This is a genomic window from Streptomyces ipomoeae 91-03 (assembly GCF_000317595.1).
Lineage (GTDB): Bacteria > Actinomycetota > Actinomycetes > Streptomycetales > Streptomycetaceae > Streptomyces > Streptomyces ipomoeae.
In genome coordinates this window covers 1-13,310 of sequence record NZ_AEJC01000087.1, presented here as the reverse complement: position 1 = coordinate 13,310, position 13,310 = coordinate 1, and the positions used below count along the sequence as shown (strand labels likewise).

The 13,310-nt window shown below is 71.2% G+C and carries 13 protein-coding genes; 10 read left to right on the top strand and 3 right to left on the bottom strand.

The annotated features are described in order from the left end of the window. The first annotated feature begins 71 nt into the window (after positions 1-71). Positions 72-533: a GNAT family N-acetyltransferase gene (locus STRIP9103_RS05460; protein WP_009300213.1), complete on the top strand. Its 462-nt coding sequence runs from the start codon at positions 72-74 to the stop codon at positions 531-533. A gap of 74 nt (positions 534-607) precedes the next feature. Continuing rightward, entirely contained in the window at positions 608-1,420 is an 813-nt protein-coding gene (locus STRIP9103_RS05455) for a class I SAM-dependent methyltransferase (RefSeq protein ID WP_009300210.1), read from the top strand. A gap of 61 nt (positions 1,421-1,481) precedes the next feature. Here the strand turns inward: STRIP9103_RS05455 and STRIP9103_RS05450 are convergent, their stop codons facing one another. The 3 genes from STRIP9103_RS05450 to STRIP9103_RS05440 form a co-directional block, all read right to left on the bottom strand. After that, positions 1,482-1,916, bottom strand: coding sequence for a cupin domain-containing protein (locus STRIP9103_RS05450; protein WP_009300207.1), 435 nt, complete (start codon positions 1,914-1,916; stop codon positions 1,482-1,484). A gap of 539 nt (positions 1,917-2,455) precedes the next feature. Then, positions 2,456-2,989 carry a LysR family transcriptional regulator gene (locus STRIP9103_RS05445; RefSeq protein WP_199790513.1) on the bottom strand — a complete coding sequence of 178 codons (534 nt, stop codon included), beginning with the start codon at positions 2,987-2,989 and terminating at the stop codon, positions 2,456-2,458. A gap of 37 nt (positions 2,990-3,026) precedes the next feature. Then, entirely contained in the window at positions 3,027-3,590 is a 564-nt protein-coding gene (locus tag STRIP9103_RS05440) for a MarR family winged helix-turn-helix transcriptional regulator (protein WP_009300216.1), read from the bottom strand. A 195-nt stretch (positions 3,591-3,785) separates the two neighbouring features. Here STRIP9103_RS05440 and STRIP9103_RS05435 point away from each other — a divergent pair, with 195 nt between their 5' ends. The 8 genes from STRIP9103_RS05435 (at position 3,786) to STRIP9103_RS05400 (ending at position 13,309) form a co-directional block, all read left to right on the top strand. Beyond that, a complete protein-coding gene (locus STRIP9103_RS05435; protein ID WP_048819748.1) occupies positions 3,786-4,295 on the top strand; it encodes a flavin reductase family protein in 510 nt (169 codons plus the stop codon). 29 nt (positions 4,296-4,324) lie between these two features. Then, entirely contained in the window at positions 4,325-5,776 is a 1,452-nt protein-coding gene (gene hpaB, locus STRIP9103_RS05430; RefSeq protein WP_009300218.1) for a 4-hydroxyphenylacetate 3-monooxygenase, oxygenase component, read from the top strand. Further along, positions 5,776-7,206 (top strand): fumarylacetoacetate hydrolase family protein, encoded by a 1,431-nt coding sequence (locus STRIP9103_RS05425; protein ID WP_009300220.1) that lies wholly within the window; start codon positions 5,776-5,778, stop codon positions 7,204-7,206. Before hpaB ends, STRIP9103_RS05425 begins: the two co-directional genes overlap by 1 nt. Further along, the gene (gene dapA, locus STRIP9103_RS05420) at positions 7,203-8,138 is read left to right on the top strand and encodes a 4-hydroxy-tetrahydrodipicolinate synthase (protein WP_009300202.1); all 936 of its coding nucleotides are present in this window, start codon (positions 7,203-7,205) and stop codon (positions 8,136-8,138) included. The genes STRIP9103_RS05425 and dapA overlap by 4 nt, the downstream gene beginning before the upstream one ends. After that, positions 8,135-9,622 carry a 5-carboxymethyl-2-hydroxymuconate semialdehyde dehydrogenase gene (hpaE, locus tag STRIP9103_RS05415; protein ID WP_009300215.1) on the top strand — a complete coding sequence of 496 codons (1,488 nt, stop codon included), beginning with the start codon at positions 8,135-8,137 and terminating at the stop codon, positions 9,620-9,622. The genes dapA and hpaE overlap by 4 nt, the downstream gene beginning before the upstream one ends. Further along, complete coding sequence (gene hpaD / locus STRIP9103_RS05410) at positions 9,619-10,632, top strand: 3,4-dihydroxyphenylacetate 2,3-dioxygenase (RefSeq protein WP_009300211.1); 1,014 nt, start codon at positions 9,619-9,621, stop codon at positions 10,630-10,632. Before hpaE ends, hpaD begins: the two co-directional genes overlap by 4 nt. A 76-nt stretch (positions 10,633-10,708) precedes the next feature. Then, positions 10,709-11,677, top strand: a complete 969-nt coding sequence (locus STRIP9103_RS05405; protein WP_009300208.1) for an AraC-like ligand-binding domain-containing protein — start codon at positions 10,709-10,711, stop codon at positions 11,675-11,677. Between the two features lie 96 nt (positions 11,678-11,773). Continuing rightward, a complete protein-coding gene (locus STRIP9103_RS05400; RefSeq protein WP_009300221.1) occupies positions 11,774-13,309 on the top strand; it encodes a GMC family oxidoreductase in 1,536 nt (511 codons plus the stop codon). Position 13,310 lies beyond the last annotated feature (1 nt).

The window sequence follows — 13,310 nt, the reverse complement described above, 5'->3', positions numbered from 1 at the left end:
CCCCTCTCCGCTCTTGATGCCATGAGAAAGTTGTTGCAAGTGATGTGCGATAACTGTCGAGGTGGGGGCCTGTGCTGAAGCGGACCACGACGATCACCAGGGCCACGGCGCGGGACGCGGCGCGCCTTACGGCACTCGTGCGAGCGTCCAACGGCTACCAGGGGCGGTACGCCCCGATCATCGCCGGATACGAGGTCACCGCCGACTACGTCGCCCGCCATCCGACCTTCGTCGCGCTGGACGAGGGCGGTGGCCTGCTGGGCTTCTACTCCCTTTTCCTGGAGCCACCGGCCGAACTGGACATGCTGTTCGTGGCGAACGAGGCCCAGGGGACGGGGCTGGGGCGGCTCCTGGTGGAACACATGCTCGCCGAGGCCAGGAAGGCCGGGCTGACCGAGGTCCGTGTGGTCTCCAATCCACCGGCCGAGCGGTTCTACCGCCGCGTCGGCGCCGAACTGGTCGGCCGGGTGCCTCCGAAGCCCCCGAAGGTGACCTGGGAACGCCCCGAACTCCGCTTCACCCTCGAACGCTGACGCCACCTTCCGGGCGAAGGCGCGGTCAGGCGGGGACAATGGGCCGTCCACCGCCCAGGAGAGGAACCCCCGACGTGGCCGACTACTCCCTCAGCCTCGACGACTCGGAGATCGCCCGCTACCGGCTCATGGCCGATCTCGCCGAGCGGCGTGAACGCGAGTTGTGGACCGTCGCCGGGGCGGTGCCCGGGGCGCGGATCGCGGACGTGGGGTGCGGGCCCGGCGCGATCTCGGTGCGGTTGGCGGACATCGCCGCTCCGGACGGTGCCGTATGGGCGGTGGACCGGGACGGCGACGCGCTGGCCGTCGCCTCGGCGCTGGCCGAACGCTCCGGCGTACGGGTGCGCACCGGCATCGGATCCGCCGATGACACCGGGCTGGCCGAGGGCACGTTCGACCTGGTGATGCTCAGGCATGTCCTGGCCCACAACGGCGGCCGGGAGCAGGCGATCGTCGACCACCTCGCCCAGCTGGCCAGGCCCGGCGGCGGCACGGTGTACCTGGTCGACATCGACGCCGGCTCCTTCCGACTGCGGGGCGGGCCCGCCGAGTACGACGAGATGGACGACCGGTACCGGGAACTGCACCGGCGTCGCGGCAACGATCTGACCGTCGGCATCCGGCTCGACGAACTCCTCACGGCGGCCGGACTGGAAGTCATCGCCTTCGAGGGCTACGTCAACGTCCTCACGCCCCCGCCCGGTATGCGCGGCCCCGCCTGGGCCGCCCGTGACGTCCTGCTCGCCGAAGGCCTCGCCACACCGGACGACATCACCCGCTGGGACGACGCGTTCCGGCAGACCGAACAGACCGAACAGGCCGAGCGGACCGGGAGCGGGCTCCGCTTCTTCGGCACCAACCTTGTCGCGATCGGCCGCCGAGCCTGACAGCCCGGCGGCCGATCGCGGCAGCCGCTGCTCGGTCACGGCGCGGCGCCCGTGGCCGCGCTCACTCGAAGGGGCAGCCCGGGTTGGGGGCGTCCTCGGAGAACGGGGCGCCGTGCGGGAGGACGTAGAGCACGGTCAGGACGAGCGGTGTGTCGCCCAGGTTGCGGCCGATGTGGACGTTGCCGGCCCCGGCCGGTTCCTGAATGGCGCTGCCTGTGGGGTAGACGCCGTCGGAGGCGCAGGTCGAGTCGAAGTGGCTGAGGGTGCCCTGGTTGACGACGCCGTACAGCGGCCCGTCGTGGTAGTGCCAGCCGGTGCTCTGCCCGGGCGGGACGGTGATCTCCCGCAGGGTGTAGTCGGTGCCGTTCACGGTGGTCTGACTGATCAGGCGGGCGGTGACCCCCGGTCCCGGAGGCGTGGCCTGGGCGGTGCCGCACATCAGGACGGTGGCGACGGTCACCGCTCCGGTTATGGCGGTGCGGAGCGCGTTGCGCATGAGGGCCTCCTGCGAATACGAGATCGGGTACCGCCGTGAACATAGGCCGCCGCAGGGGCTGTTGGGGCGAAAACCCGCGCATCCGAGGGGTGCGGTGGAGGATCGCGGCGAGGCGCAGTGGGCCCGAACCGATCGACGAAGCCCCCGACTTCGTGTCCGGACGCACGGCGTCGGGCCGGGGCCGACCTGGCAGGGCGCGGCTCTCCGCACGTCCCCACCCCGACCAGGCGGCCCGGAGGTGGTGCACGCCACGACAAGAACGCGGTGCAACGAGAGACAACCACGCGAGGCCATTGGGCAACGACACGTCGCCGGGCGCGTCAATGGAATACCGGCGTGCGCCGGCCGCGCCTGCGAGGGCTCTTCACGCAGCCGGGCCATGGACCAGCCGGCGGCCGCGGAGGGGGCGCGTGCCGGGCGAGTGACGCGGATGCCCGGGAGCCCGCGCACCCGTCCGCGGTGCGGTCAGACGGTGCTCCCGGCCGTGGTTCGCGCCGCCCCTTTGAGGTCGAAGCCGGGCGCGGTGGCGTCCCGGGCGGTCACCGTCCGGTTGGAGGCCGGCAGTCGGCGGGCGCCGCGTGGTCGCCCGGCCTGTTCACCGACTCCACCAGCCGGTGATCCGCCGGAAGCAGGACGTGGGGCCGGGTGGTGTGGAGCTCCACCCGCTCGATTTCCGGGAGCGCGTCCATGTCGTAGAGCACCGCGAGGTCCAGCTTCCCGTCGAGCATGCGCTGTTGCAGGTCGTCCTGGGTGCGTTCCTCGAAGTCGATGGTGATCCGGGGGTACCGCTCGCCGAACCCGCACAGCAGGCGCGGCAGTACGGTCGGCGCGAGCGTCGGATGGCAGCCGAGCAGCCGTCTCCCCGACGGGGTCAGTGTGATGCCGTGCGCCTTGCGCCGTACGCACAACTGCACCTTCAACGCCCGTTCCAGCTCACCCAGGGCCAGGGACACCGCGGACGGGGAGACGCACAACCGCTGCGCGGCCCTGGTCGGCGTGCCCTCCTCGGCCACGGCGACGAAGTGGACCAGCTGCCGGAGGGAGAACTGCGGGGGCTTCACAGGGCTTTCCACGCCGGCCTCCCGGGATCGGTGGTCGTGGCGTCGGGTCTCAGGCGCGATGCCGCGCGTCGACGTCGACGGAGTGCGCCGTGAGCTTCTCCAACAGGGCGATCAGCGTCTTGCGGTCGTCCTCGTCGAAGGCTTCGGCCCACTCCTTCTCACGGGCGTTCTGGGCGCGGAACGCGTCGGTGATCACCGTACGGCCCTGTTCGCTCAGGCCGAGCAGGACCGAGCGGCGGTCGTGGAGGGCGCGGTCGCGGGTGACGAGCCCGTCCCGTTCCAGCGTCGTCACCAGCGCGGACACGGCCGCACGGCTCATGCCGGTGAGCTCGGCGGCCTTCTTCGGCTCCAGCGGACCCGCCGTCCAGATGGCGAAGAGGATCCGGAAGCCGGCCCAGGACAGCCCGCGCGGCCGGTGCACGGTCGACTCCATGTCGTACACGACCATGTTCGCCACGCGGAAGAGGGTCTGCACGAGCCGCATGGCGACCGGATCGATCTCGGGCAGTTCCCGGCTGCACGTCGCCACGGCGTGATCGACGAACGACCAGAAGTGCAGGTCATCCGTGTTCTGCTGCCGGTTGTCCGCCGGGTCGGGCTGTGCCTGGCTCATGCCCGGAGTGTAGGCCGGGCGTCCGGCGTGCGGTCCGGGGGTGCCCGTGACCGGGCGGGGGACCGATCCGCGCCGAGGGGTTTACGAGGGCGTCACGCCGGGGGTACGGTCCATCGCATGTAGCCAAAGCTTTGATTATTCAAGCTTTGATTAGCTTTGATCGCTGCCCTGCAGGAAGCAGGTGAGTCCGTGACCATGTCCTCCCACCCGACCCTGGCCCCACCCGATCCAGGCGCCCTGCGCGCGTGCCTGTCCCGCTTCGCGACCGGCGTCACCGTGGTCACGTACAACGGCGACGACGGCCCCCGCGGCGCCACGATGAACTCCTTCACCTCCGTCTCGGCCGAGCCGCCGCTCGTCCTGGTGAGCGTCGCCCGCAGAGCGCGCTGCCACGACCGGCTGACCGAGGGCCCGTTCTGCGTGAACGTCCTGGGCGCCGAACAGGAACCCCTGGCCAAGCTGTTCGCCGGAGCGCCCGAGCCCGTCCGGCCGGACTGGGTGCAAGGCGCCCTGGCCCCCCGGATCGCCCACCCCCTCGCCTGGGTGGAGTGCGCGCCATGGCGCTCGTACGACGGCGGCGACCACACCCTCGTCGTCGGCGAGGTCGTCGACCTCGGCCACCGCGACGGCGACGCCCTCACCTACGCCTGGAGCCGCTTCGGCACCGCCACCGAGTCCGCCGGCGGCATCGAGCACCTCTTCTGAACCCCGAACTCCCCTACAGGAGCCCGCACATGGCAGCCCGTACCGGCAAGGAATACCTCCAGCGGCTCGCCGCCTCCCGCCCCACCGTCCACATCCAGGGCGAGACCATCACCGGCGGCATCCCAGACCACCCCGCGTTCCGCAACGTGGTGCGCACCTACGCCGAGCTGTACGACCTCCAGCACAGCGACGAGCACAAGGACACGCTGACCTACACCTCGCCCACCTCCGGCGAACCCGTCGGCACCTCCTTCTTGACCCCGAGGACCCCGGAGGACCTGGTCAAGCGCCGCAGGGCGTTCAAGGTGTGGGCCGACCACAGCAACGGCATGCTCGGCCGCACCGGCGACTACATGAACAGCTCCCTCATGGCGCTCGCCTCCGCCGCCGACTGGTTCGCCCGGTCCGACCCGGCCTTCGGCGAGAACATCCGCCGCTACTACGAGAAGGTCCGCGAAGAGGACCTGCTGTGCACGCACACGCTGATCCCGCCGCAGGTCAACCGGTCCGTGGCCGGCACCCAGCAGGCCGGTGGCAAGCTGGCGGCGCGGATCGTGAAGGAGGACGACAACGGGGTCGTCATCCGGGGCGCGCGCATGCTCGCCACCATCGCGCCCTTCGCCGACGAGATGCTCGTCTTCCCGTCGACCGTCCTGCGCGGCACCCCGGAGGACAAGCCGTACTCGTACGCCTTCGCCGTCCCCAACGACACCCCGGGCCTGCGCTACATCGCCCGCGAACCCCTCGACCACGACCGCCCGCCCCACGACCATCCCCTCGCCTCCCGCTTCGAGGAGTCGGACTGCGTGGTCGTCTTCGACGACGTACACGTTCCGTACGAGCGCTGCTTCGTGCTGGGCGAACCGGAGCTGTGCAACGGCTTCTACTCCCGGGCCAATTCGGTCAACCACATGACCCACCAGGTCGTCACCCGCACGACCGCCAAGACCGAGTACGTGCTGGGTCTGGTGTCACTGCTGGTGGAGGCGATCGGGATCGGCCAGTTCCAGCACGTCCAGGAGGACATCGCCGAGGTCATCAGCACCCTGGAGACGCTGCGCGCCTTCCTGCGGGCCGCCGAGGCCGACGCCGAGGTCAACGAGTTCGGGGTCCTCACCCCCGCCTGGCCCCCGCTCAACACGGCCCGCAACCTCTACCCCAAGCTCTACCAGCGCTTCCCGCAGATCCTGCGCAAGCTCGGCGCCTCCGGCCTGATGGCCACCCCGACCGAGGCCGACGTCACCGGCCCTGCCGCCGCCGACATCGAGGCCTACCTGCAGTCCGCGACGCTCAGCGGCCCGGAGCGCGTGAAGCTCTTCCGGCTGGTGTGGGACACCTGCATCTCCGCGTTCTCCAGCCGCCAGGCGCTGTACGAGTACTACTTCTTCGGCGACCCGGTGCGCATGGCCGGGGCGTACGTGGGCTCGTACGACCTGGAGCCGCACAAGGCCAGGGTGCAGGCGTTCCTGGAGCGTGCCTGATGCCGCACCCGCTCGGGAACCCTCCCTCGAAGGTCATCGCGGTCCATCTGAACTACCCGAGTCGCGCGAAGGAGCGCGGACGGACGCCGAAGCATCCCTCCTACTTCCTCAAACCGCCGTCCTCGCTGTCCGGGACGCAGGAGGCGATCGTCCGGCCGACGGGGTGTGAACTCCTCGGATTCGAGGGGGAGATCGCGCTCGTCATCGGCTCACGGGCACAGCGCGTACGACCGGAGGACGGCTGGGCGCACGTCCGCTGGGTGACCGCCGCGAACGACGCCGGGGTGTACGACCTGCGCTACGCCGACCGCGGCTCCAACCTCCGCTCCAAGGGCGCCGACGGCTTCACCCCGATCGGCCCCCGCCTGCTGGACGCACGCCGACTCGACCCGGCCGCGCTACGGCTGCGGACCTGGGTGAACGGCGAACCGGTGCAGGACGACACGACGGACACGCTGCTCTTCCCCTTCGGGGAGCTGGTCGCGGACCTGTCGCGGCTGGTGACGCTGGAGCCGGGGGACGTGATCCTCACCGGGACTCCGGCGGGGGCGTCGGTCGTCTCGCCCGGCGATGTGGTGGAAGTCGAGGTCACCGGTGGGGAGTTGTCGACCGGACGGCTGCGCAACCCGATCGCCGACGGGCCCGCTCTGGAGGCGTACGGCGCGATGCCCAAGGCTGATCCGGCCGAGCGGGAGGCGGCGTACGGCTCGACGTACGAGCCCGAGCCCCTGCTCCACCCACGGCTCGCCGAGGGGCTGCGCTCGGTCGCCGTGGCGACGCTCAGCGCCCAGCTGCGAGGGCGCGGTCTGCCGCACATGTCCCTCGACGGCGTGCACCCCGTCACGCCCGGCACACGCATGGTGGGCGTCGCCCACACCCTGCGCTATCTGCCGCTGCGGGAGGACCTGTTCAAGCGGTACGGCACCGGGATGAACGCCCAGAAGCGGGCGATCGAGGAGCTGCGCCCCGGACACGTCCTGGTGATGGACGCCCGCCGGGACCCGAGCGCGGGCACGCTCGGCGACATCCTCGCCCTGCGGGCGCACAAGCGGGGCGCTGCGGGTGTCGTCACCGACGGCGCGGTCCGTGACAGCGCCGCCGTCGCCGACCTGGGGCTGCCGGTGTACGCGGCGGGTGCGCATCCGAGTGTGCTCGGCCGCCGCCACGTCCCCTGGGACACCGGCGTGCCGATCGCCTGCGGCGGGGCCCTGGTCCAGCCGGGCGACCTGATCGTCGGCGACGACGACGGCGTGGTCGTCGTACCGCCGGACCTCGCCGAGGAGCTGATCGCCGACTCGCGGGAGCAGGAGCGGCAGGAGCGGTTCATCACCGAGCAGGTCACGGCGGGGGAGAGCGTCGACGGTCTGTATCCGCTGGGTCCGGCCTGGCGGGATGCCTATGAGAACTGGTGCAGGGGAGAGACACAGTGAAGTTCCGCAGCGACCCGTCGGTCATCCGCGGGTCCATCGCCCCCGTCGTCACGCCGTTCACGGCGGACGGCGCCGTCGACCACGACAGCCTGCGCGGGCTGATCCGTTTCCAGCTGGAGTCCGGTTCGCACGGCATCTCGCTGGGCGGCTCGACCGGTGAGCCGAGCGCGCAGTCCGTGGCCGAGCGGATCGCGGGGATGCGTACGGCGGTGGAGGAGATCGGGGACCGGGTGCCCTTCCTGCCCGGCACCGGCTCCCACAAGCTCGACGAGACCCTCGAAATCACCGCCGCCGCACAGGAGTTGGGTGCGGACGCGGCGCTGGTCATCACGCCCTACTACGCCCGCCCCACCCAGGAGGCGCTGTACCAGTGGTACGCGAGGGTGGCCCGGGAGTTCCCCGACCTGCCGATCGTCGCCTACAACGTGCCCTCGCGCACCGCCGTCGACATCGCGCCGGAGACGGTGAAGCGGCTGTTCACGGACTTCGAGAACTTCGTCGGGGTCAAGGAGACGACGAAGGACTTCGAGCACTTCTCCCGTGTGCTGCACGCCTGTGGCCGTTCGCTGCTGGTGTGGTCGGGCATCGAGTTGCTGTGCCTGCCGCTGCTGGCGCTGGGCGGGGCGGGGTTCGTCTCGGCCGTCGCCAACCTCGCGCCGGGCGCGGTGGCGCGGATGTACGAGCTGTGGGAGGCGGGAGACACCGAAAGCATGGCCGCCGCCCGTGACCTGCACTACGGCCTGCACCCGCTGGTGGACCTGCTCTTCGTCGAGACGAACCCGGCGCCCGCGAAGTGGGTGCTCGCGCAGCAGGGCCGCATCGCCTCCCCGCATGTCCGCCCGCCGCTGACCACCCCGACCGACGCGGGTCTGACGAAGATCCGCGCGCTGCTCGCCGAGGGCGGCGACCTCACCCAGCAGATCGGAGCATGACCATGACCATCGAGAACCTGCCCTCGGCCATTCAGCACTGGATCGGCGGCGAACTCGTCGACGCGGCCGACGGCCGCACCTTCGACGTCGCCGATCCCGTCTCCAACACGCCGTACGCCCAGGCCGCGCGTGGTTCGGCCGCCGACGTCGATCGAGCGGTGGCCGCCGCCCGGGCCGCCTTCCCCGCCTGGTCGGCACTCGGCAACCGGGAGCGGGCGAACGTCCTGAACCGGATCGCGGACGCGGTCGAGGCCCGCCACGACCGGCTCGCCGCCTTCGAGACCTACGACACCGGGCTGCCCATCACCCAGGCCAAGGGCCAGGCCCGCCGGGCCGCCGAGAACTTCCGTTACTTCGCGGACGTCATCGTGGCGCTGGGTGAGGAGGCGTTCCGGCAGGGCGGTGACCAGTTCAGCTACGTCGTCCGCACCCCCGTCGGGGTGGCCGGGCTGATCACCCCGTGGAACACCCCGTTCATGCTGGAGAGCTGGAAGCTCGCCCCCGCCCTCGCCTCCGGCTGCACACTGATCCTCAAGCCCGCCGAGTGGACCCCGCTGTCCGCGTCCCTGTGGCCGGAGATCTTCGCCGAGGCCGGTGTCCCGGCGGGCGTGGTGAACATCGTCCACGGCATCGGCGAGGAGGCCGGACAGGCCCTCGTCGACCACCCGGACGTACCGCTGATCTCCTTCACCGGCTCCACCGACACCGGACGCCACATCATCCGCTCCTCCGCGGAAGCCTTGAAGACCACCTCCATGGAGCTGGGCGGCAAGTCCCCGGCCGTCGTCTTCGCCGACGCCGACCTCGAAGCCGCCCTCGACTCGGTCGTCTTCGGGGTGTTCTCCCTCAACGGCGAACGCTGCACGGCCGGTTCACGGGTCCTGGTCGAGCGTCCGCTGTACGAGGAGTTCACGCGTCGCCTGGCCGAGCGGGCCGCGAACGTCCGTGTCGGGCTGCCCTCCGACCCGGCCACCGAGGTCGGCGCACTCGTCCACCCCGAGCACTACGAACGCGTCCTGAACTACGTCGAGATCGGCAAGAAGGAGGCCCGGCTCGTCGCCGGCGGCACCCGTCCCGCCCACCTCACGGACGGCAACTACCTCCAGCCCACCGTCTTCGCCGACGTCGAGCGGGACGCACGGATCTTCCAGGAGGAGATCTTCGGCCCGGTCGTCGCCGTCGCCCCCTTCGACACCGAGGCCGAGGCGATCGAACTGACCAACGCCACCCAGTTCGGCCTGGCCGCCTACATCTGGACCTCGAACCTCAAGCGCGGCCACCGCATCGCCCACGCCGTCCAGTCCGGCATGGTCTGGCTCAACTCCCACAACGTCCGTGACCTGCGCACCCCCTTCGGCGGGGTCAAGGCCTCCGGCGTCGGCCGTGAGGGCGGAGCCCACTCCATCGACTTCTACACCGAATCGAAGATCGTCCACGTCGCCCTCGGTGATGTGCACACCCCCCGCTTCGGAGCCGCCTCATGAGCACCCACCCGCACCCGGACGCCCCTGATGTCATCCGCTCCGCCTACGCCCAGCTCGCCGTCACCGACCTCGGCGCCGCCCGCTGGTTCTGGGTCGACATGCTCGGCTTCCACGTCCAGTACGAGGACACCGGCACCCTGTGCCTGCGCGGCACCGACGAACTCACTCACCACTCCCTGGTGTTGAGGCACGGTGAAACGCCCGCCCTCGACCACATCGCCTACCGGGTGCGCACCCCCGAGGACGTCGACAAGGCGGAGAAGTTCTTCCGCCGGCTCGGCCGACCGGTCAAACGGCTGAAGAAGGGCGAGGGCACCCCGGGTATCGGCGACGCGGTGCGAGTGGTGGACCCGCTCGGCTTCCCCGTCGAGTTCTTCTACGACATCGAGCGCGCCGAACGCCTCATCCAGCGCTACGACCTGCGCCACGGCGCCGAGATCGCCCGCCTGGACCACTTCAACATCTGCACCCCCGACATCCCCGCCGCCTACACCCACTACCAGTCCCTCGGCTTCGGCTGCTCCGAGACCATCGAAGGCGACGAACACGAGCTCTACGCGGCCTGGATGTACCGCAAACAGACCGTCCACGACGTCGCCTTCACCGGCGGCGCCGGCCCCCGCCTGCACCACCTCGGCGTCGCCACCCACGAATCCCACCAGGTCCTGCGCTGCGCCGACCTCTTCGGCTCCGTCCGCAAGGAACACCACATCGAACGCGGCCCCGGCCGCCACGGCGTCTCCAACGCCTTCTACCTCTACCTCCGCGACCCCGACGGCCACCGCGTGGAGATCTACACCTCCGACTACTACACCGGCGACCCCGACCACGAGACCTACCGCTGGAACGTCCACGACGACCGCCGCCGCGACTTCTGGGGCAACGCCGTCATCGAATCCTGGTACAAGGAGGCCACCCCCGTCCTCGACCTCGACGGCAACCCCCAACCCGTCTCCGACGCCCTGCTCGACGAATCCGCCGTCCAGGTGGGTGCGGACGGACTGGGCTGACCTACACTCCGACGCCAGAGGCGGGCCCCGCGCGGCCCGCCTCCCCGGGAACCGCATCCGGGGAGAGGAGAGCCGCATGCCCTCGATCACCACGCCAACCGACGGCACGGCCGGCCGAAGGCTGGACTTCTGGCGTGACGTCGTCAGCCGGAGCTTCGTGCCTCTGGAGGCCGTGCCGCGCGAGTGCCCCGACTTCCACGCCGAACTGCGGACCGCCCGGGTCGGCCCGGTGCAGGTGTCGGTCGTGACGGCCGAGGCGCACGGTGTGGCCCGTACCCGGCGCCTCATCGAGTCGGGCGCCCCGGACGTCGTCAAGGTGAGCCTGATGCTCGCCGGGCAGTGCGTGATCACCCAAGGGGACCGCCAGGCCGAGCTGGGGCCGGGCGAGCTGGCGGTCTACGACACCCGGCATCCGTACACCCTCGACACCGGCCGGCGCTCCCGCAACCTCGTACTGATGTTCCCGCGGACCATGCTGCGGATGCCCGAGCGCGACCTCAAACGCATGACCGCCACCACCGTGTCCTGCCGGAACGGACTGGGTACGGTGGTGCGCCCCTTCCTGAGCGGGCTGGCGCGGCAGGTGGACGAGCTGGAGAGCGTCGGCACGCCCCGGCTGGCCGAGAACGTGGTGGACCTCGTAGACACTCTCCTCGCGGAGCACGCGGGTGCCGTGCAGGACCCGGGCGACGACGGCCCGGCGCTCCTGACGGGCCGCATCCTCGCCTACATGGAACAGCACCTCGCCGACCCGCGCCTGGGCCCCGACCGGATCGCCGCCGCCCACCGCATCTCCCGCCGCTACCTCTACAAGTTGATGGCCGAGCAGGGATACACGGTCTCCGGGTGGCTCCGGGAGCACCGCCTCGCCCGCTGCCGCCGGGACCTCACCGACCCGGGGCTGGCTCATGTGCCGATCAGCGCCATCGGCGGCCGGTGGGGCTTCCCCGACCCGGCCCACTTCAGCCACGTCTTCAAGGCGGCGTACGGCATCAGCCCACGTGAGGCGCGCGCGACCCTGTCCGCGCCAACCATGTCCGCGTGACAGAGGGCGGTGCCGTGCCCGCCCGTGCACGGCACCGCAACTTATCCGTGCACCGCGCCACAAGCGGGATCGCCCACCGGGCCGCACTCTTCCGGCATGGAAGCCGCACACAACGCCTACGACCACATCGTGATCGGCGCCGGATCCGCCGGCTGCGTCGTCGCACGCAGACTGGTGGACGCCGGCCGGAACGTCCTGCTGATCGAGGCCGGCGGACGGGACGACAACCCGGCCATCCACGATCCGCTCCGCATGTGGGAGCTGTGGAACGCCCCCGAGGACTACGCCTACAGCACCGAACCCCAGCAGCACGCCGACGGAACGCGGGTGTTCTGGCCGCGCGGCAAGGTGCTCGGCGGCTCCAGCGCCCTCAACGGCATGATCTACGTCCGGGGCCACCGGTCCGACTACGACGACTGGGCCAAGGTCCACGGAGCCACGGGCTGGTCGTACGACGAGGTCCTGCCGTACTTCAAGCGCTCGGAGGACTTCGAGGACGGGCCCTCCCCCTACCACGGCACCGGCGGCCCGCTGCCGGTCACCCGCAACCACGCGCCCAACCCGGTCTCCGTCGCCTTCGTGGAGGCGTGCGAGCAGTACGGGATCCCGCACAACGACGACTGCAACGCCGAGGAGATCCTCGGCGCGGGCCTGCTGCACCGCACCATCCGTGACGGCAAGCGGATCAGCGCCTGGACCGCCTTCGTACAGCCGATCCTCGACAGCCCGCTGCTGACGGTGATGACCGGCTCCCCGGTCGCCCGGGTGCTCGTCGAGGGCGGGCGGGCCCGCGGGGTGGAGGTGCTGCGTGACGGCAGGGCCACACCCCTGCGCTGCTCCGGCGACGTGATCCTGTCCGGCGGCACCATCGGCTCGGCCCAGCTCCTCCTGCTCAGCGGCGCCGGCCCGGCCGACGAGCTGCGCGCCCTGGGCGTCGATGTGCTCGCCGACCTTCCCGGGGTGGGTGCCAACCTGCACGACCACGCGCTGACCCCGGTGGTGTGGGAGTCCTCCCGCCCGGTGCCGTCGGGCACGGCCAACAAGCTGGAGGCGCAGTACTTCGCGAAGACCGACCCCACGATGACCGCCCCCGACCTGCAGCCGCTGATGTCCCACGTGCCGCTGCCCGTGACCGGTCAGGACGTACCGGAAGAGGGACACGGCTACACCGTGCTGGCCGGCACCATCCGCCCCCTCAGCCGCGGCCGACTCCGGCTGCGGTCCACCGACCCCACCCAGGCACCCGTCCTCGACCCGCGGTACTTCGCGGATCCGTACGACCTGAGGGCGATGGTGACCGCGGTCGGGCAGGCCCGTGAGATCGGCGCCCAGCGGGCCCTGGGCGACTGGCGCGCCCGCGAGATCGGGCCCGGCCCGGGAGTCGTCACCGACGCCGAGATCGCCGCGTACGTCAAGCGCAACCTGCTCAGCTACCACCACCAGGTCGGCACCTGCCGCATGGGCACCGGGCCGGACGCGGTGGTCGACCCCCAGCTGCGCGTCCACGGCGTACCGGGCCTGCGCGTCGCCGACGCCTCGGTCATGCCGGCCGTCACCTCCGGCAACACCCACGCACCCGCCGTCATGATCGGCGAGCGCTGCGCCGACTTCGTCCTGGGAGAGCCCTCTTGAG